At 68.2% G+C, this 17,542-nt stretch carries 16 protein-coding genes; 7 read left to right on the plus strand and 9 right to left on the minus strand.

What is annotated here, in order from left to right; translation table 11 throughout:
* Nucleotides 1-13 precede the first annotated feature (13 nt).
* Together HHX30_RS12725 and HHX30_RS12730 are read right to left on the minus strand one after the other, a co-directional pair.
* A complete protein-coding gene (locus HHX30_RS12725; protein ID WP_169982096.1) occupies nt 14-607 on the minus strand; it encodes a hypothetical protein in 594 nt (197 codons plus the stop codon).
* Nucleotides 604-912 carry a hypothetical protein gene (locus HHX30_RS12730; RefSeq protein ID WP_169982097.1) on the minus strand — a complete coding sequence of 103 codons (309 nt, stop codon included), beginning with the start codon at nt 910-912 and terminating at the stop codon, nt 604-606. The genes HHX30_RS12725 and HHX30_RS12730 overlap by 4 nt, the downstream gene beginning before the upstream one ends.
* A 527-nt stretch (nt 913-1,439) precedes the next feature.
* Here HHX30_RS12730 and HHX30_RS12735 point away from each other — a divergent pair.
* From HHX30_RS12735 to HHX30_RS12755, 5 genes are all read left to right on the plus strand, one after another.
* Nucleotides 1,440-1,655, plus strand: coding sequence for a DUF397 domain-containing protein (locus tag HHX30_RS12735; protein WP_169982098.1), 216 nt, complete (start codon nt 1,440-1,442; stop codon nt 1,653-1,655).
* A 405-nt stretch (nt 1,656-2,060) separates the two neighbouring features.
* Nucleotides 2,061-2,909: a helix-turn-helix transcriptional regulator gene (locus HHX30_RS12740; protein ID WP_169982099.1), complete on the plus strand. Its 849-nt coding sequence runs from the start codon at nt 2,061-2,063 to the stop codon at nt 2,907-2,909.
* Nucleotides 2,910-2,933: 24 nt separating this feature from the next.
* On the plus strand, nt 2,934-3,143 hold the full coding sequence (locus tag HHX30_RS12745; RefSeq protein ID WP_169982100.1) for a DUF397 domain-containing protein: 210 nt from the start codon (nt 2,934-2,936) through the stop codon (nt 3,141-3,143).
* 188 nt (nt 3,144-3,331) lie between these two features.
* Nucleotides 3,332-3,562, plus strand: a complete 231-nt coding sequence (locus HHX30_RS12750) for a DUF397 domain-containing protein (protein WP_169982101.1) — start codon at nt 3,332-3,334, stop codon at nt 3,560-3,562.
* Between the two features lie 155 nt (nt 3,563-3,717).
* On the plus strand, nt 3,718-3,918 hold the full coding sequence (locus HHX30_RS12755; RefSeq protein ID WP_211591916.1) for a transposase: 201 nt from the start codon (nt 3,718-3,720) through the stop codon (nt 3,916-3,918).
* Nucleotides 3,919-4,066: 148 nt separating this feature from the next.
* On the opposite strand, the gene HHX30_RS12760 is transcribed toward HHX30_RS12755, so the two are convergent.
* The 6 genes from HHX30_RS12760 to HHX30_RS12785 all read right to left on the minus strand — a co-directional run bounded on the left by HHX30_RS12760 (nt 4,067) and on the right by HHX30_RS12785 (nt 12,566).
* On the minus strand, nt 4,067-6,043 hold the full coding sequence (locus HHX30_RS12760; RefSeq protein WP_169982102.1) for a glycosyl hydrolase family 28-related protein: 1,977 nt from the start codon (nt 6,041-6,043) through the stop codon (nt 4,067-4,069).
* Nucleotides 6,040-7,608 carry a glycoside hydrolase family 13 protein gene (locus tag HHX30_RS12765; RefSeq protein ID WP_169982103.1) on the minus strand — a complete coding sequence of 523 codons (1,569 nt, stop codon included), beginning with the start codon at nt 7,606-7,608 and terminating at the stop codon, nt 6,040-6,042. Before HHX30_RS12765 ends, HHX30_RS12760 begins: the two co-directional genes overlap by 4 nt.
* A 47-nt stretch (nt 7,609-7,655) precedes the next feature.
* Complete coding sequence (locus HHX30_RS12770) at nt 7,656-8,645, minus strand: carbohydrate ABC transporter permease (protein WP_249349945.1); 990 nt, start codon at nt 8,643-8,645, stop codon at nt 7,656-7,658.
* Between the two features lie 13 nt (nt 8,646-8,658).
* Nucleotides 8,659-9,582, minus strand: coding sequence for a carbohydrate ABC transporter permease (locus tag HHX30_RS12775; RefSeq protein ID WP_169982104.1), 924 nt, complete (start codon nt 9,580-9,582; stop codon nt 8,659-8,661).
* A gap of 118 nt (nt 9,583-9,700) precedes the next feature.
* The gene (locus HHX30_RS12780; protein ID WP_169982105.1) at nt 9,701-11,080 is read right to left on the minus strand and encodes an extracellular solute-binding protein; all 1,380 of its coding nucleotides are present in this window, start codon (nt 11,078-11,080) and stop codon (nt 9,701-9,703) included.
* Between the two features lie 475 nt (nt 11,081-11,555).
* Nucleotides 11,556-12,566, minus strand: a complete 1,011-nt coding sequence (locus HHX30_RS12785; protein WP_169982106.1) for a LacI family DNA-binding transcriptional regulator — start codon at nt 12,564-12,566, stop codon at nt 11,556-11,558.
* Between the two features lie 291 nt (nt 12,567-12,857).
* On the opposite strand from HHX30_RS12785, the gene HHX30_RS12790 reads away from it, so the two are divergent.
* Nucleotides 12,858-15,692 carry a discoidin domain-containing protein gene (locus tag HHX30_RS12790; protein WP_169982107.1) on the plus strand — a complete coding sequence of 945 codons (2,835 nt, stop codon included), beginning with the start codon at nt 12,858-12,860 and terminating at the stop codon, nt 15,690-15,692.
* Nucleotides 15,693-15,761: 69 nt separating this feature from the next.
* Here the strand turns inward: HHX30_RS12790 and HHX30_RS12795 are convergent, their stop codons facing one another.
* Entirely contained in the window at nt 15,762-16,754 is a 993-nt protein-coding gene (locus HHX30_RS12795; protein WP_169982108.1) for a LacI family DNA-binding transcriptional regulator, read from the minus strand.
* A gap of 131 nt (nt 16,755-16,885) precedes the next feature.
* On the opposite strand from HHX30_RS12795, the gene HHX30_RS12800 reads away from it, so the two are divergent.
* Nucleotides 16,886-17,257: a hypothetical protein gene (locus HHX30_RS12800; protein ID WP_169982109.1), complete on the plus strand. Its 372-nt coding sequence runs from the start codon at nt 16,886-16,888 to the stop codon at nt 17,255-17,257.
* Nucleotides 17,258-17,542: the final 285 nt, after the last annotated feature.

Genomic DNA, 17,542 nt, shown 5'->3' on the forward strand with positions numbered 1-17,542 from the left:
CTCGTATCCCCCGTCAGGGCCTGAAGCGCGTCAGCGTCCGCTCGCCGGTCTCCGCGGGCTCCCGGGAAACGGGACGGCCGGGGTGCCGCAGCACGTCCACGATGACGAGGGACGTCCGGTGCGGGTCCCTGGTGATCCGCACCTCGCGGGCCAGCCAGCACGCAGCGGCGATCATGTCACGGGCCTGTTCGAGGTCTCCCGGGCTGGTCCCCGCCCTGCACCACACCCACAGGCGCTCGCCGAACGGCTCCGGCCTCGTACGGAGGATGACCGGCAGCTTGCCCCGCCGGCTGACGATCAACGCCTCGGCGCAGGCCTTCCGTACGCGGTGGGGCGTCACCACGCACCAGAATCGGCCCGCCACCTCCCGCCGGGCCTGCGGCCAGACCAGGACGAGCAGGCAGACCAGGGAGCCGGCGACGATCGTGACGGCCGGGCCCGCCGCGCGTACCGCGAGGACGACGACCGCAGGCCCTCCCACCAGCAGCACCGTCTCATAGCGCCATCTCCACAGCACCACCAGCGGTCCAGGCCGCGCTACGGGAGAGGTCTCCCGTTCGATGAACCGCAGGACCAGATGCGTGTTCCGCCTGACCGGATGCCTCATGCCCGTCCGCCCGACGGGTGCTCGGGCCTGCGGGAGAACGGAGGTTCGAGCACGTTCACCCGTCCGGTCCCCCGGCAGCGACGGCACGGCAGGCCGGTCGGGCACCGCCCCTTCGCCGAACAGATCCGGCAGGGAGCGAGAGCGTCGAACCTCGGGTCACGGTACGTGTGGGTGTGCCAGGTGCGCCGGATCTCCCAGCGCTGCACCCACGCGAACGCGTCGATTTCGGCGAATGCCTCCTCGCCCACCCTCCAGAGGAGGGCGACGATGCGCATCCATAACCCCGTGAGGGAAGGAGCGCGCATGTTCTTGTTGTTAGAGTGCACGGGATCATCCCTTTGCTGAGCAGGCAGGTCGGATGGTCGTCTGCTCTGGGTCGATGTGCCAGCATCGGCCCAGCGGCGCATTTCAGTAGGGGGCGAAGGACGAGCCCCCGATTCGCATCGCCTCCCTCCGGGAACCGGCTGGTCCAGCCGCCACGTTGAGGCTTATGCCAGATTCGTACCCCCTCTGCTGTCACTGGCAACCACAGGTTGGCAATTGCCATAGGAATCTTCCTCTGGCGGTTACCCTCTGGCCTTGCCAGTGGTCGCTGCCATAGGCTGTTACCGTCAGACGAGCGAGACGCCGTCAGACTGAGCGGCTCCCAGGGCGAGCAGCAAGTCAGCGAGCCCCGGAGACCGCGATACCTAAATAGGGCGAAGCGTGGCCCGACCCGCACGCCGGCGCTTCTCCCGTCCCTGCGCAAGGCAACTTTGACCGCTGCGGCACACCGTCCCGCCGCATGCGCATGTCGACAAGGTCTAGAAGAACAAGAAGGCGACGAATCCATATGAATACCCCCACGCCTTACGGCCTCTGGCGGAGGTCGAGCAAATGCAACAACGGCACCTGCGTGGAAGTGGCCGCAGGGCCTAACGAGGTGCGGATACGCGACAGCAAGGATCCCGAAGGCCCGCAACTCCGCGTGAAACCAAAGGAGTGGCGAAGCTTCCTGGCCGAGGTGAAGGCGGGTGCTCACGACGTCCCGCCTCACAGGCTTCGCTGATCTGGTGGCCATCACATGAAGGTCCCAACGGTGGCGTGCCCCTGTTTCCCCGTACGTCCCCTTGCGACACACCCGCTGAGCACTGAAGCACTCCGATACGGCGGCCAGTGAGCGCTCCTGGCCCCGTGCTCCCAGACGAGCAAGGAAGGCGGAACGACCGACAGTCACGGGAAGTCATCGCTCGCCTCCGAGCCAGGACTTGGTCTCCTCTTGGATCGATTCATGCCGTGAACGGCGGGCGCACACGTTAGGGTGGATGCCATTGGCAAGTGCCAGGAGAAGCTGCCGACGGAGTGCTCCACTGGTCTTTGCCTAGAGGTGAAGATCAGATAGACTCCCCGCGGCCCCGCAGTTCTCGCTGGTCTCGGCGACAACTCATGTAACAACTGGGAGGTGGGTCCGCCGATGGCTGGGGCTAATCCCACTCTTCGCCGCCGTCAGCTGGCTGTACGGCTCCGGGAACTGCGCCAAGCTGTCGGCCTCACCGTCGAGGACGTGGCCAACCAACTCCTGTGCAGTGTCACCAAAATATCCCGGTTGGAAACGGGCCAGCGAGGGGCAAGCCTCAGAGACGTCCGCGACCTCTGCCAGATCTACGGAGTAGGCGAGTCAGAACGCGACTCACTCATGAACCTGGCCCGCGAAGCCAGACAACCCGGCTGGTGGCAGGAATGGGATGATCCCTCCTTCCGGCCGTATCTGGGATTGGAAGCCGAGGCAACCTCGATCACCCACTACGAGACGACGACCGTACCCGGGCTCATCCAGACCGAGGATTACGCACGTGCGGTCATCCGCGGCTACCTACCGAACATTCGGCAGGACGTACTCGAAGAGCGTGTAGCCATTCGAATGAAGCGCCAGGAGCTTCTACTGCGCGATGATCCGCCTCGATACTGGGTGATGCTCGACGAATCGGCTCTACATCGACACGTGGGCGGTCCGCGCGTGATGCGGGAGCAGCTCCACAGGATCGTCGAGCTAGCGGATAATCCCCACATCGTGGTGCAGGTAATACCTTTCACCGTGGGTTCGCACATGGGGTTCGACAGCGCATTCATTCTTCTAGAATTCGCCGACGCCGCAGTTCCGGACACAGTCTTCGTGGAAACCTTATGGGCGGATTTTTATCTAGAGAAGCCGTCCCAGCTCAAGCGCTTCCATGAGGTCATCGATCACCTGCGCGCCATGGCCTTGAATCCACAGGCGTCAGTAGGTCGCATCACCGAGATCGCCGAAACTTTCACCACGTAATAATAATTTCCAGGAGCGACGCAGATGTCCACGCCTCCAGCAGGTTTGTCCCAGGATGATTGGCAGGTTTCCAGCCGCTGTAGCAACGGAAATTGCGTGCAGGTGGCCCGTACCCCTAGAGGCACGATCGCCCTCGGCGACAGCAAGGACACTCACGGCCCCGCCCTCGAATTCCCACTCAAGGAATGGCGCGCATTCGTCCAGGCCGTCAAGGCTGGCCGCATGGACCTGTGATCCCGGGTGCACGACCGGGGCGGCAGGGGCCTGGACGTGACCCCTGCCGCAACAACTCGGCGTCCCCCTCGAATCATCTTCCTCTACGTTCTCATGCGAACCTCTCCGCCTGGAGGAGCCGTTTACCCTCGGGTTAACATAAAAGGGCGCGGCATCACAAATGCCCCGACCTGGCCAGGAGGAAGCGCATGGCATCGCAGCCCTCGTTCGACGACGCAGTTTGGCAGACCGCTAGACGATGCACTAACGGCAACTGCGTCGAGGTAGCGTACCGAGACGGGCACGTAGCCGTGCGTAACAGTAAGGCCGGGCCGTCCGATAGCATTGTCGTATTCACGCAGCATGAGTGGACCACTTTTCTAGACGCCGTCCGAAACGGTGAGTTCTCGCCGGCCGATGAAGTGACAGAGGGGATGTAGCAATCCTCGTTCGGACGCGATCCTCTGGGTGCCGGTCAAGCTCTCAGCAGTTCCTCTAGATCGCGAATTTCTCCCGGGCTCGCCCCCTCGTCGACTCGCACGGCCTCTTGCGCTCGCTGAACTCAACCCCCTGCATGGCCATTTCCGCTACTTAGTTGATCTCTCGCTGTAAGTGGCGAGAGGAGTGGCAGGCGGCGCGGCTGAAGCCGGAAGAGGTCAGCGACGAGTTATGGGCGGCCATCGAGCCGTCGCTGCCCAAGCATCAGCGCCGGAGCCGCTATCCAGGGCGCAAGCGGCTGAATGACCACCTGGTCCTGCAGGGCATCTTGTTCGTCCTGCACACCGGCATCGGCTGAGAGCACCTGCCGCAGGAGCTGGACTACGGATCGGGCATGACCTGCTGGCGCCGCCTCACCTCATTGTGTTAGCTCTCAGGCCATGCCTAGGGCATGAGGGCTTCCCCGGCCGAAGCCGGGGAAGCCCTCTACCTCTGTGCGGGTCCCGTCACCACGGGGACGGCGGGGGTGGGGGGACGACCGGGGGGCGGTCGTCGCAGGTGATGGTGTTGGGCAGCATCCAGGGAGCGAGCCAGCCGCCGTCGTTGCCGCCGAGGTCGGTCAGGGAGAACTCCGAACCGGTGGGCGGGAAGTTGAAGGCGCCGCAGTTGTTGACCCCGACCGCGCCGACGTTGCGGGCGTCCACGTTCTGGAAGGACGCCGAGCCCTTCACGCGGGCGCTGACCACGGAGGTGCCCGTGCCGTCGACCCGGATGTCCCTGAACCGGACCTTCGGGATCGCGTACAGGTCCTTCACCGACCACTCACTGACGAGCATGATCGCGTTGTACGTGCTGTCCAGATAGTGGTCGCCGCTGACCTCGATGTCGGCGTCGATGTCCTTCTCCAGGGCGTAGAACCAGACGGCCCCCAGGCCGATCCTCCAGTTCAGCTCGAAGGTGCCGGCGCGGACGGTGGTGTTGCCGGTGATGCGGAGCCTGCCGGTGAACGGCTCGGCGCCGAACCGGGAGCCGACCTGGATGGCGCTGCCCTCCCTGATCGGGTCGGCGATCAGATTGTTCGCGACCGTGTTGTCCGTGCCGCCGTAGATCGCGATGCCGTTGGCCAGCACGGGCGTCTGCACGGTGTTGTGGTCGACCGTGTTGCGCGCGTCGGCGGTCCTGTCGGACCAGAGGGCGAGGGCGTCGTCACCGGTGTTGCGGAAGAGGTTGCCCGACACGACGGAGTCGGTCACGCCGGTGTGGAAGTTGAGCCCGTCCGCGATCTGGTCGACGATCACGTTATTAGTGATCTTGATGTTCCGCATCGGGCCGTCGAACCACATGCCGACCTTGGTGTGGCGGATGTGGAGCCCGTCGATGGTCGAGTCGCTCATCGCGCCGCCGACGCCGTTGACCTGGTCGGTGTCGATGCGTTCCCGTACGTCGCCCTCGATGGCGAAGCCGGACAGGTGGACGTTGCGGCTGCCCCCGGCCGCGGCGTCCTTGCCGTAGAACCCGACTCCGGTGTGCACCGAGCCGTCCGGGGCCGGGGCGCCCAGATCGGTCTGACGGCCCTTGATGATCGTGTACCAGCTGCCGGCGCCGGTGATCGTCACGTTGTCCACGAGGATGTGACGGTTCACCTGGTAGGTGCCCGGCGGGATGTAGACCTTCAGGCGCGTGCGCTTGGCGAAGGCGATCGCCTTATCGATCGCCCCGGCGGAGTCGCGCCTGCCGGTGGGGTCGGCGCCGAAGGCCAGCACGTTCGCGGCGACGACCTCCACCCGCGGCGGGCCGACGAGGTGCGAGTCGAGCAGGTCGACGACCGTCCATTCGGCGTTGCTCCCCGCCGGGACCGTCAGCCGCACGGTGTCACCCGCCCGGTACGTACGGCCGAGCAGGAGGCGCTGCTCGTCGTAGAAGTGGTTCGGGCGGAACGGCTTGGCGATCTCCGGGGTGGGAGTGGTGGCGGCCGGCACGCAGGAGCACTCGGTGATCCACCAGTCGTGGTGCAGCAGCCCGGCGCCCGGGTCGTTGGAGAACGGATACTGGTTGTAGAGCCAGGCGTACTGCGACGTGAGGGTCATGGTGGCCTGCTTGCGGCCGTTCACCGCGACGTCGAGCGGCGCGGTGATGCCGCCGCCCCCGGGAGCGTCCGGGATGCTGTAGCGCACCGTGATCGCGTTGGCCGCCTTCGGCAGCGTGAACTCGACGTACTGCCCGGGGGTCAGCCGCACCGCCTTACGGCCCGACGCCTCCGCCGGCAGCGTGTACGCGTCGCGGCCGGGGCCGATGACCGTCCCGTTCGTGGCGGCGTTCTCCGCCTCCTGCTCGGCGAAGTCGACGTCGGCCCCGCGCCCCGCGACGAGAGCCGGGTCGAGGGCGGCCCGGGTCACGACGGGCGCCTTCGCCAAGGCGGACGCCGGGGCCTGCACTGCCACGAGCCCGGTGACGGCGACGGCCGCCGCCAGCAGAATTCTCATCGGGCCTCCAGGATCCAGACCGCGGTGTCGGACGGGAGCAGGCCTCCGTCGATCGGGCCGCTGGCCAGCAGCGCCGAGCCCTGGACGGGGAACGGAACAGGCTCGGCGCCGAGGTTCACGACGCAGACCAGCCCGGAGTCGCGCCGGAACGCGATCACGTCGTTTCCGGTCGGCAGCCAGGTCAGCGTGCCGTCGCCGAGCAGCTCGCGCCGCAGGCGCAGGGCCGAGCGGTAGAGGCAGAGCATGGAGTCCGGGTCGGCCTGCTGGGCATCGACCGTGAGGTCGCGCCAGGCCGCCGGCTGGGGCAGCCAGGGCTCGCCCGTGCTGTAGCCGAACGGCGGCTCCTCCCCCGACCACGGCAGCGGCACCCGGCAACCGTCACGGCCGCGGACGGTGTGGCCGGAACGCTCCCACATCGGGTCGTCGATGAGCTCCTCGGGGATGTCCTCGACCTCGTTCAGGCCGAGCTCCTCCCCCTGGTAGACGTAGACGCTGCCGGGCAGGGCCATCGCCAGCAGCGCCGCCGCCCTCGCCCGACGCCGGCCGAGCTCCAGGTCGGACGGCATGCCGTCCCGGCGTTCGGCGTTGTCCCAGGACGTGACGGTCCGGCCGTACCGGGTGACGGGACGGGCGACGTCGTGGTTGGACAGCACCCAGGTCGCGGGTGCGCCGATCGGCACGTGCGTGGCGAGGGTCAGGTCGATGCTGCGGCGCAGCGCGGCCGGCTCCCACGCGCTCGACAGGAAGTCGAAGTTGAAGGCCGTGTGGAGCTCGTCCGGGCGCAGGTAGTTCGCGAACCGCTCCTGGTCGGGCAGCCACACCTCCCCGATGAGGATCCGCCCGCCGTAGGAGTCGGACACCCGCCGCCACTCGCGGTAGATCTCGTGGACGCCGTCGTGGTCGGTGTACGACTCCTCCACGCTGTCGAGGTCCTTGACGAGGACGGCCGCCGAGTCGATGCGGACGCCGTCCACGCCACGGTCGAACCAGAACCGCAGCACGTCCAGGAACTCCTGGCGTACGGCCGGGTTGTTCCAGTTGAAGTCGGGCTGCTCGGGGGCGAACAGGTGGAGGTACCACTCGCCGTCCGGCACCCGCGTCCAGGCCGGGCCGCCGAAGATCGACCGCCAGCCGTTCGGCGGGCCGTCGCCGACGCCGGGGCGGAACCAGAACCGCTCCCGGGCCTCCGAACCGGGACCGGCCGCCAGGGCCTCCTGGAACCAGGCGTGCTGGTCGGACGCGTGGTTGGGGACGACGTCCACGATCGTACGGATGCCCAGGCCGTGGGCTTCCTCGATCAGCTTCTCCGCCTCGGCGAGGGTGCCGAAGACCGGCTCGATGCCGCGGTAGTCGGCGACGTCGTAACCGCCGTCGGCCATGGGCGAGGGATACCACGGATTCAGCCAGATGGCGTCGGCGCCGAGGTCCGCCAGGTACGGCAGGCGCGACCGCAGCCCCGCCAGGTCGCCCGTCCCGTCGCCGTTCCCGTCGGCGAAGCTGCGCAGGTAGACCTGGTAGATCGCGGCCCCGCGCCACCAATCGTGGGTCGAGGTGTTGCCGGGCATGCTGAATACAACTCCTTACGGGGTGACGGCGGCAGGGGTGGGGTCGTTCAGCCCTTGAGGCTGCCGGCGGTGAGACCGGCCATGATGTGCCGCTGGAACAGGAAGAAGACGACGATGGTCGGGATGCTCGCGATCACCAGGGAGGCGACCAGCACGTTCTGCGGCATCTGCGAGGAGAGCGAGGCGATGCCGATGCTCACCGACATCTTGTCGCTGTCCGGCAGGACCAGGAGGGGCCAGACGAAGTCGCGCCAGACGTTGACGACGGTGAGGATCGAGACCACCCCGAGGATGGGCCGGGAGATCGGTATCACCACCGACCACAGGATGCGGCCCGGCGACGCGCCGTCGATCTCGGCGGCTTCGAGCAGTTCCCTGGGGATCGAGTCGAAGAAGCGCTTGAGCAGGAAGACGTTGAAGCCGTTGGCCGCGGCCGGCAGCCAGATCGCCCATGGCGTGTTGAGCAGGTTCCAGCCGAAGATCGGCACTTCCTTCACCGTCAGGTACGCCGGGAGCATGATGACCATGGGCGGGATCATCAGCGTCGACAGCATCAGCGCCAGCACGACCTTGCCGAGCGCCGGGCGGAGCTTCGACAGCGCGTAGGCCGCCGAGACGTCCACCGCGAGTGTCAGCAGCCAGGCGCCGCCGGCGTAGAGGGCCGTGTTGCCGAGCAGCGTGCCGAGGTCCAGCAGATCCCACGCCTCCAGGTAGCCGTCGAGCGAGAAGTGCGACGGCAGGAAGGTCGGCGGGATGGAGTTGAGCTCCTCGGTGGACTTCATCGCACCGGTGACCATCCAGTAGAGCGGGAAGACGAACGCGGCGGTGAAGCTCACCACCACGATCGCCAGCACGATCCAGTAGATGATCCGGCCGCGGGTCGTGTTGAGCTGGTGCGGCGAGACGGCGGTGCGGAACTGCGTGCCGAACGGCTTGCGGGGCCGCCGCCGCCCACGGCGCTCGTTCCGGGCAGTGGCGGCGGGCGTTCCGGCCGGGCTGTCGGGCATCACGGTGACGTCGGTCGTCGTGTCTGGCATGGTCGCTCCCCCCTCACACCGTGTTGTCGCGCGAGACGCGCAGGTAGATCGCGGAGAACACCATGAGAACGATCATGAGCATCAGGCCGAGCGCGTTGCCGGCGTTGAGATTGCCGAAGTTGAAGGCGTACTGGTACATGAGGTAGACGACGCTGACCGTGGCGTTCTCGGGGCCGCCGCCGGTGAGCAGGTAGGGCTCGATGAAGACCTGCATGGTCGCCACGATCTGCAGAAGCAGCATCACCAGCAGGATCAGCTTGGTCTGCGGGATCGTGACGTGCCAGATCCGCTTGAACAGGCCGGCGCCGTCGAGCTCGGCGGCCTCGTACAGCTCGCTCGGGATGGTCTGCAGGGCGGCGAGGTAGATCAGGGTGCCGCTGCCCATGTTCATCCAGGTGGAGACGATGACCAGCGAGATCAGCGCGGTACTCGTCGAATTGAGCCACTGCAGGCCCGGCAGGTGGACCAGGCCGAGGGCCTGGTTGAACAGCCCGTAGTCGGGGTTGTAGAACCACTGGAACAGCAGGACGCTCACCGCGGGCGGCAGCATCACCGGCAGGTAGACCACGAAGCGCAGGTACGCCCTCGCGTGCCGCAGCTCGTTGAGCACGATCGCGGTGACGAACGGGATCCCGTAGCCGCACAGCAGGGCGAGCAGGGTGAACACCGCGGTGTTGACCCAGGCCGGCCCGAAGGCGGGGTCATTGATCACAGTACGGAAGTTCTCCAGCCCCACCCATCGGGGCGGGTCCACGAAGTTGGTCCTCTGGAAGCTGAGGATGACCTCGCGGACCATCGGATACCAGGAGAAGAACGCGAAACAGATCAGAGCGCCGCACAGGAATCCGTAGGCGGTCACGTTGCGCCGCACGGCGCGCCGCAGTTTCGTCGGCTGCCGCCGTCTGCCGCTCGCTGCCGGGATGCTCGCTGTGGTCATCGTTGTGGATCCGATCTCGACGTGATTGCCCTGCACTCGATTCGCCCTGCACGGTTCGCCGGGGCGCCGGCCGCGCGTGGGTCACGGCCACGGGCGGCGCCCCGGATTATCAGGGCGGTCAGCCCTTCGAGGCCAGCAGGGAGTTGACCTTCGACTCGGCATCGGCCAGGAGCTGGTCGATGTTCGCGTCCTTGCGGGTCAGCACGGCCGACATCGGAGTGTCGAGGATCTTGTAGATCTCCTGGGCGTACGGCCCCGGCTCGGCCTTCGGCGGGATGCCCTTGGAGCCCTCCACCCATCCGGCGAACTGCGCGAGGTCGATGTTGGCGTTCGCCTTACGCAGCTCGTCGACGGCCTGGCCGGACGGCGTGTCCGGGCGGTAAAGGTCGGGGTAGGGCTGGCCGACGGTCAGGTCCGCGCTCTTGGCCCGCGCGTAGTCGAACTGGCCCTTGCCGGGGGTGAGGAACTTGTACTCGATCCACTTGAGACCCGCCTTGATCTGCTCCGGCGTGGCCTTCGGGTTGATCATGTAACCGGCGCCGCCGTTGAACAGGGCCTTGGCCTCGGGCTGGGCGGTGATGGCGTAGTTCTCGAACTTGCCGCCGAAGTCGTTGCGCAGCGAGATCAGCACGTCGGGCGCGCCCAGCATCATGCCCATCTTGCCGCCGGCCATGGCCTTCATCAGGGCCGGCCAGTCGATGTACAGCTGGGAGCCCATGCTGTTGTCGGCCCACCGCATCTGGTGCAGGTTCTCCAGCACGGCCTTGCCCTCGGGGGTGTTGAAGGCGGCCTTCTTGCCGTCGTCGGTGATGACCGACCCGCCGCGACCGTAGACGGAGGCGGTGAAGTGCCAGCCCCCGACGTTGTTGCCGCTGTACTCGCCGTACCCGACGTAACCGGGACCGAGCCCGGCGATCTTCTTCGCGGCGGCCTGCACCTCGGCCCACGTCTTGGGCGGACTGCTCGGGTCGAGACCAGCCTTGGTGAAGACCTCCTTGTTGTAGACGAGGCCCATGCCGTAGCCGTCGGTCGGCAGGCCGTAGACCTTGCCGTCCTTCTTGAACAGGTCGATCGAGCTGTTGTAGTCCTGGAACGTCTTGATCTCGTTGACGTACGGCGTGAGGTCGGCGGCCTGGCCGCTCTCGATGAGGCGGCCCACGTTGGGGAAGTTGACGTAGAAGACCGTCTCGAGCTCGCCGCTGGCCAGCTTCGGCTCGAAGGTGCGCGGGTCGTAGCAGGGGAACGCGTCGGTGACCTTCGCGACCTTGATAGTGGGGTTCAGCTGCTGGAAGGCCGCCAGGTCCTCCTCGAACGTCGCGCGCTCCGCCTTGTTCGTCTTCGGCGGCTCGCAGTTCACCGAGATCGACACCGGCCCGGCGCCCTCGGGCGCCGCACTCGCCTTGTCACCGCTGCCGCCGCTGTTGTCGGTGCCGCACGCCGCGGCCGCTGCAATGGCAAGTCCCGAGACCAGCAGTATCGAGAGCTTGTGGGATTTCATCCTCGTTCCCTTCTGGAACCGCGCACCACGACCCGTCGAAGCACGCGGCTCGGGGCCGACTTGGAGCGCCCCGATCCGCTCGATTGCGAGAAACATACAGAGGCATGCAGGACTGAGCAATAGAGCGGCAGGAACTGTGCAAAAAAGTGACAGTGCAGGGCCTACGGCGTCTCGGAGCAAGGACACCGCCCGAGAACCTCCTACGGCTCGTTGCCGCTGGACGCCTCAGTGCCTGGGGTTTGCTCGTTGCCGCTGGACTTGAGAGCCGGGGGTTGGCTTCTTGCCATTGGACGCGCTCAAAGCGGGCGGGTGCTCCGGCCGGCCGTGATGGTTGCGGTCCGGTGAGCCTCGGGAGCGGCCATCGCGGGCGCGGTGGTACAGGGCACGGTCTTACGCCGGCCTCCACACCCGCCCGCCCCGGCGCTCCGCGCGCCTGTTGATAACCGCCTCAGCCGAGGTTCGCGGACAAGCCCCGCTAGGAGCGGGGGGCGGGGGCGGTGGAGGCGCGCACTACCAGTTCGGGTTCGAACAACAGTTCGTCGCCGGGGACGACGGCGGCGTCGATCTGGGCCACCAGCAGTTCGACGGCAGCCCGGCCCATCGCGTCGATGGGCTGGCGGACCGTGGTCAGCGGCGGGTCCACGCAGTTCATCAGCGCGGAGTCGTCGTAGCCGATGACGGAGACGTCCTCCGGCACCGACAGTCCCGCCCGGCGCGCCGCCCTGATGGCGCCGAGGGCGAGCACGTCGCTGGCGCAGATGATGCCGGTCACACCCCTGGCGATCATGCGCGTGGCGACGGCGTGCCCGCCTTCCAGCGAGAACATCGTGTGCTCGACGTGATCGGGGTCCAGTTCGAGGCCGTTGGCGGCGGCGTACGCGCGGAAGGCGGCGAGCTTGCGCTGGGACGGCACGTGGTCGGGCGGGCCGAGCAGCATCGCGACGTGACGGTGCCCGAGCGCCATGAGATGGGCGAGCGCGATCTCCGCCGCGGCCACGTCGTCGCACGACACCTGCGGGAACCCGAGATACTCGACCGCCGCGTTGACGAGCACGGTCGGCAGCTTGCGTTCGAGGACCCTGCGGTAATGGCCGTGGGAGGCGTCCCCCTGGGCGTACAGACCGCCGGCGAAGACCATGCCGGACACGTGCTGCTGGAGGAGCAGGTCCACGTAGTCGGACTCGGAGACGCCGCCCACGGTCCGGGTGCACAGCACGGACGTGAAGCCCTGCTGCGCCAGCGCGCCTCCCACGACCTCGGCGAACGCCGGGAAGATCGGGTTCTGCAGCTCGGGGAGGACCAGGCCGACGAGGCGGCCGCGGTCGCCGCGCAGCTGGGTGGGCCGCTCGTATCCCAGCACGTCGAGCGCGGTGAGCACGGCCTCTCTGGTGGCGTCGGAGACCCCCGGCTTGCCGTTGAGCACGCGACTCACGGTCGCCTCGCTCACGCCCACCTTCTTGGCTACTTCCGCAAGCCGTCGTGTCATGGACGCAACTATACGACAGCGAGCGCAAATGTTTTCATCCGCTTGCGCATGCAGGCTGTCGGCATCTTTCGCCTCGGCCCATGGTTGTGGGGGTATCCCCAGATTCGGTGGAGTGCCGATCTCCTGGAGCGGTGGCCCGACGTAACATGCGGGTTATCTTGCGACTTCTCGTCGCAATATTGCAGAAGGATGTCTGTCAACTTATCGTGTGGCCACTCACCTTCTTCGGAGGTGTGGCGGTTCCAGCGTCCACGCCGCATCTCCCGGATCTCGCATGCAGAAAGGATCCTCATGAGAAGATCCGGAGCCGCCGTCGCGGTGGCGGGGGCGCTGATCGCCGTGGGCGGCGTGGTGGCGTTCCCCGGCACGTCGTCGGCCGCGACGTCACCGTCGCCGTTCTCCGTGCCGGGAAGAGGCGCGAGCGTGCCGTTCACGGAGATCGAGGCCGAGGCCGCCGTGACCAACGGCGAGCAGATCGGCCCGGACCGCGTCTACACCCGCCTGCCGTCCGAGGCCTCGGGCCGCCGGGCCGTGCGCCTCGACGCGCCGGGCGAGTACGTCGAGTTCACCCTGCCCAAGCCCGCCAACGCGATGACCGTGCGCTACAGCGTGCCGGACAACGCGGCGGGAACGGGCATCACGGCACCGGTCGACCTGAGGATCAACGGGACCAAGCTCAAGGACCTGCAGTTCACCTCCCGGTACGGCTGGTACTACGGCGGCTACCCGTTCGGGAACACACCCGGCGACAAGCCGCACCACTTCTACGACGAGACCCGCACGATGTTCGGGTCCACGCTCGCGGCGGGCACCAAGGTCAGGATCCAGGTGGCCTCCACCGCGGTCGCGCCCTGGTTCGTCGTGGACCTCGCCGACTTCGAGCTCGTGCCCGACGCGATCCCCCGGCCCGCCGGGGCGCTGTCGGTCGACGACTTCGGCGCCGACCGCAACGGCACGGGCGACTCCACCGCCGCCTTCCAGGCCGCCGTCGACGCCGGCCGGGCCCAGGGCAAGGAGGTCTACATCCCGTCCGGCACCTACACCCTGTGGGACCACGTGGTCGTGGACGGCGTGACGCTGCGCGGCGCCGGCCCCTGGTACAGCGTTCTCACCGGCCGCCATCCCACCCAGCGCAACCGGGCCGTCGGCGTCTACGGCAAGTACGTCAGCGGCGGCGGGTACACCGGCGGGATCAGACCGCACGAGGCGGGCGGCCCGAGCCGGGGCGTCACCCTGCGGGACTTCGCGATCATCGGGGACATCACCGAACGCGTGGACGACGACCAGGTCAACGCCATCGGCGGCGCGATGACCGATTCGGTGGTCGACAACCTGTGGATCCAGCACACCAAGGTCGGGGCCTGGATGGACGGCCCGATGGACGGCTTCACGTTGAAGAACAGCCGCATCCTCGACCAGACGGCCGACGGCGTGAACTTCCACACCGGCGTCACGAACTCCACGGTGACCAACACGTTCGTCCGCAACACCGGCGACGACGGTCTGGCGATGTGGCCCGACCGGATGGCCAACGTGAACAACGCGTTCACATTCAACACCGTGGTGGCGCCGGTCCTGGCCAACAACATCGTCACGTACGGCGGCCGGGACATAAAGATCACCGACAACGTGGTGAGCGACACGGTCACCAACGGCGGCGGCATCCACGTCGCCAACCGCTACCCCGGGGTGAACTCCGGCCAGGGCACCGCGGTCGCCGGCACGATCACGGTCGCCCGCAACACGCTCATCCGAGCCGGCAACAGCGACTACAACTGGAACTTCGGCGTCGGCGCGATCTGGTTCGACGGCCTCAACGAGCCGGTCAACGCGACGATCAACGTGACCGACACCGACATCGTCGACAGCTCCTACGAGGCCATCCAGTTCATCGAGGGCAGCACCCAGACCGTCAACTTCTCGAACGTGAACGTCGACGGCACCGGGACGTACATGATCCAGGCGCAGGCGGCGGCGAAGGCGACCTTCACCAACGTCAGGGCGGCCCACATCGGCGCGGGTGTCGCCATCCACAACTGCGTCGGCACCGGCTTCGCCCCCACGTACGGCAGCGGCAACTCCGGCTGGAGCCTGGGCTCCACCGTCTGCACCGGCCAGTGGCCCGCGCCGAACTACATCTACGAGGGCGGCGACCCGAGCCCGAGCCCGTCGCCGTCCGCCTCGCCGTCCACCTCCCCCTCGCCTTCGCCCAGCCCGACGGCGTGCGCTCCCGGCAGCGGCGACCTCGCCCGGGGCAAGGCGGCCACGGCGACGAGCAGCACCCAGTCGTACGTCGCGGCCAACGCGGTCGACGGCGACGCGGGCACCTACTGGGAGTCGGCGAACAACGCCTTCCCCCAGTCGATCACGGTGGACCTGTGCGCGGTGACGCCGGTGCAGCGCGTGGTGCTCAGGCTGCCGCCGAGCGCGGCCTGGGCCACCCGCACCCAGACACTGGCGGTCCTCGGCAGCACGGACGGCACGAACTACACCACCTTGTCCGCCTCGGCGGGCCGCACGTTCGACCCCGCCACCGGGAACGCGGTGACCATCCCGCTCACCGGCGTGAACATCCGCCATGTCCGGGTGACGGTCACCGGCAACACCGGCTGGCCGGCCGGGCAGTTGTCGGCCTTCGAGGTGTACGGCACCGGAGGCACCCCGAGCCCGTCACCGTCGCCCAGCGCTTCCCCCGGGCCGCTGCCCACGGGGAACCTCGCCGCCGGCAGGGCGATAAGTGCGAGCAGTCACGCCGACGTGTACGTCGCGGGCAACGCCGCCGACGAAAACGCCTCGACCTACTGGGAGTCGGCCAACAACGCCTTCCCCCAGACCCTGACCGTCGATCTCGGCGCGTCCGTCACGGTCGGCAGGGTGGTGCTCAAGCTGCCGCCGAGCGCCGCCTGGGCCACCCGCACCCAGACACTGGCGGTCCTCGGCAGCACGGACGGCACGAACTACACCACCTTGTCCGCCTCGGCGGGCCGCACGTTCGACCCTGCCACCGGGAACACCGTCACGGTCACCGTGCCCGCCGGCGCCCGGCGCTACCTGCGGCTCAACGTCACCGGTAACACCGGCTGGCCGGCCGCGCAGATCTCCGAGTTCGAGGCGTACGCCTCGTAACCCGGAACGGGACGCCCGGAGGAGGAGTGGACGCCTCCTCCTCCGGGCTCCGCACACAGCATGACGTGCTCAGGTGACGGGGACGCCGACGCGGCCGGTGGAGGAGCGCACGACCAGCTCCGGCTCGAACAGCAGCTCGCCCGTCGCGACGGCGGCGCCCTCGATCTGGCTGACCAGCAGCTCCACCGCGGCCCTGCCCATCGCCTCGATCGGCTGGCGCACCGTCGTCAGCGGCGGGTCCACGCAGGTCATGAGCGCGGAGTCGTCGTACCCGACGACGGACACGTCCGCAGGCACGCGTTTGCCGGCCCGCCGCGCCGCGCGGATGGCCCCGAGGGCCAGCGGGTCGCTGCCGCAGATGATGCCGGTGACGTCCTGCCGCACGAGCTTCAGCGCCGCCGCGTGGCCGCCCTCCAGCGAGTGCATGGTGTGCTCGACCAGCTCGCCGCCCGCGGCGCGGAACGCCTCCAGCTTCCGTACGGACGGCATGTGGTCGGCGGGACCGACGACGAGACCGATCCGCTGGTGACCGAGCGCGCGCAGGTGGCCGAGCGCCTGCTCCACCGCGATCGTGTCGTCGCAGGAGACGCGGGGGAAGTCCCAGTGATCGGCGGCCGCGTTGACCAGCACGGTGGGCAGCCGCCGCTCGACCAGCCGCACGTAGTGCTCGTGGACGACGCCGTTCTGCGTGTAGAGCCCCCCGGCGAACACCACGCCGGACACCTGCTGCTGCAACAGCAGGTCCACGTAGTCGGCCTCGGAGATCCCGCCGACCGTACGCGTGCACAGCACCGGAGTGAACCCCTGCTGGGCCAGCGCCCCGCCGACGACCTCGGCGAACGCCGGGAAGATGGGGTTTTGCAGCTCGGGCAGGACGAGCCCGACCAGCCGGGCGCGCTCACCGCGCAACTGCGTGGGCCGCTCGTACCCGAGCACGTCGAGAGCCGTGAGAACGGCCTCCCGGGTGGCCTCGGAGACCCCGGCCTTGCCGTTGAGGACGCGACTCACCGTGGCCTCGCTGACCCCGACCTTCTTCGCAACCTCCGCAAGCCGTCGCGTCATGGCCGCAAGCATACGACGCGGAGCAACCAGGCCAGGGATGATCAGCCGCACGGGGTGCAAGCGGCCTGAAAGCACGGTGAAAGAGGCGATTCCTAGTGTCTGACGCGTCAGAGATCACTCAGGAAGGCATCATGAACATCCTCAGGAACAGCCTCGCCGTCGTCGCGGTGTCCGCCCTTCTCGGCCTGACCGCCGCCTGCAGCGGGAGCCAGACGGCCGTCTGCGAGGAGGCGACCAAGGCGTTCACCGACTACAGCGCCAAGGCCGCCGGCGCGGCCGGCGACATCAAGGGCCTCAACGCCGCGACCGGCGACCTGGCCGCGCAGCTCAAGGACCTGTCCGGCAAGGCTGACGGCGACCTGAAGGTGGCGCTCGCCGGCATGGCCGACTCGTGGGCGTCCTTCAAGATCGACCTGTCGGACCCGGCCGCCGCGACCAAGCTCGCCGAGTTCGGGCAGAAGGCCACCCAGGCGACGCAGCAGCTCGCCTCCGCCTGCTCCTGACCTCCGGCCCGCCCCGCCATCGGCGCGAAGCGCCGGGGCGGGCGGGTGCGGAGGCCGGCGTAGGACCGTGCCCTGTACCACCGCGCCCGCGACGGCCGCCGGTTCACAGCATCCTGCCACGTCCGGCGGCGCGGGCGTAGTCGCGCAGGGACACGCCGATTGCCGGCCGCTGACGCAGGAACTCCTCGACGACGGTCCAGCGACGCCCCGCGACCATGACCAGGACCGCCAGCGGTGCCGGGGCGGGGGCGTGGCGAATCGGCGGTCCTGCGGTACTCCCGCCCG

The sequence above is a fragment of the Microbispora sp. H10836 genome (assembly GCF_012999525.1).
Taxonomy (GTDB): Bacteria; Actinomycetota; Actinomycetes; order Streptosporangiales; family Streptosporangiaceae; genus Microbispora.

Coding starts and splice junctions, on each gene's coding strand:
- HHX30_RS12725 (WP_169982096.1), bottom strand. CDS start 607: ATGAGGCATCCGGTCAGGCGGAACACGCATCTGGTCCTGCGGTTCATC.
- HHX30_RS12730 (WP_169982097.1), bottom strand. CDS start 912: ATGCGCGCTCCTTCCCTCACGGGGTTATGGATGCGCATCGTCGCCCTC.
- HHX30_RS12735 (WP_169982098.1), top strand. CDS start 1,440: ATGAATACCCCCACGCCTTACGGCCTCTGGCGGAGGTCGAGCAAATGC.
- HHX30_RS12740 (WP_169982099.1), top strand. CDS start 2,061: ATGGCTGGGGCTAATCCCACTCTTCGCCGCCGTCAGCTGGCTGTACGG.
- HHX30_RS12745 (WP_169982100.1), top strand. CDS start 2,934: ATGTCCACGCCTCCAGCAGGTTTGTCCCAGGATGATTGGCAGGTTTCC.
- HHX30_RS12750 (WP_169982101.1), top strand. CDS start 3,332: ATGGCATCGCAGCCCTCGTTCGACGACGCAGTTTGGCAGACCGCTAGA.
- HHX30_RS12760 (WP_169982102.1), bottom strand. CDS start 6,043: ATGAGAATTCTGCTGGCGGCGGCCGTCGCCGTCACCGGGCTCGTGGCA.
- HHX30_RS12765 (WP_169982103.1), bottom strand. CDS start 7,608: ATGCCCGGCAACACCTCGACCCACGATTGGTGGCGCGGGGCCGCGATC.
- HHX30_RS12770 (WP_249349945.1), bottom strand. CDS start 8,645: ATGCCAGACACGACGACCGACGTCACCGTGATGCCCGACAGCCCGGCC.
- HHX30_RS12775 (WP_169982104.1), bottom strand. CDS start 9,582: ATGACCACAGCGAGCATCCCGGCAGCGAGCGGCAGACGGCGGCAGCCG.
- HHX30_RS12780 (WP_169982105.1), bottom strand. CDS start 11,080: ATGAAATCCCACAAGCTCTCGATACTGCTGGTCTCGGGACTTGCCATT.
- HHX30_RS12785 (WP_169982106.1), bottom strand. CDS start 12,566: ATGACACGACGGCTTGCGGAAGTAGCCAAGAAGGTGGGCGTGAGCGAG.
- HHX30_RS12790 (WP_169982107.1), top strand. CDS start 12,858: ATGAGAAGATCCGGAGCCGCCGTCGCGGTGGCGGGGGCGCTGATCGCC.
- HHX30_RS12795 (WP_169982108.1), bottom strand. CDS start 16,754: ATGACGCGACGGCTTGCGGAGGTTGCGAAGAAGGTCGGGGTCAGCGAG.
- HHX30_RS12800 (WP_169982109.1), top strand. CDS start 16,886: ATGAACATCCTCAGGAACAGCCTCGCCGTCGTCGCGGTGTCCGCCCTT.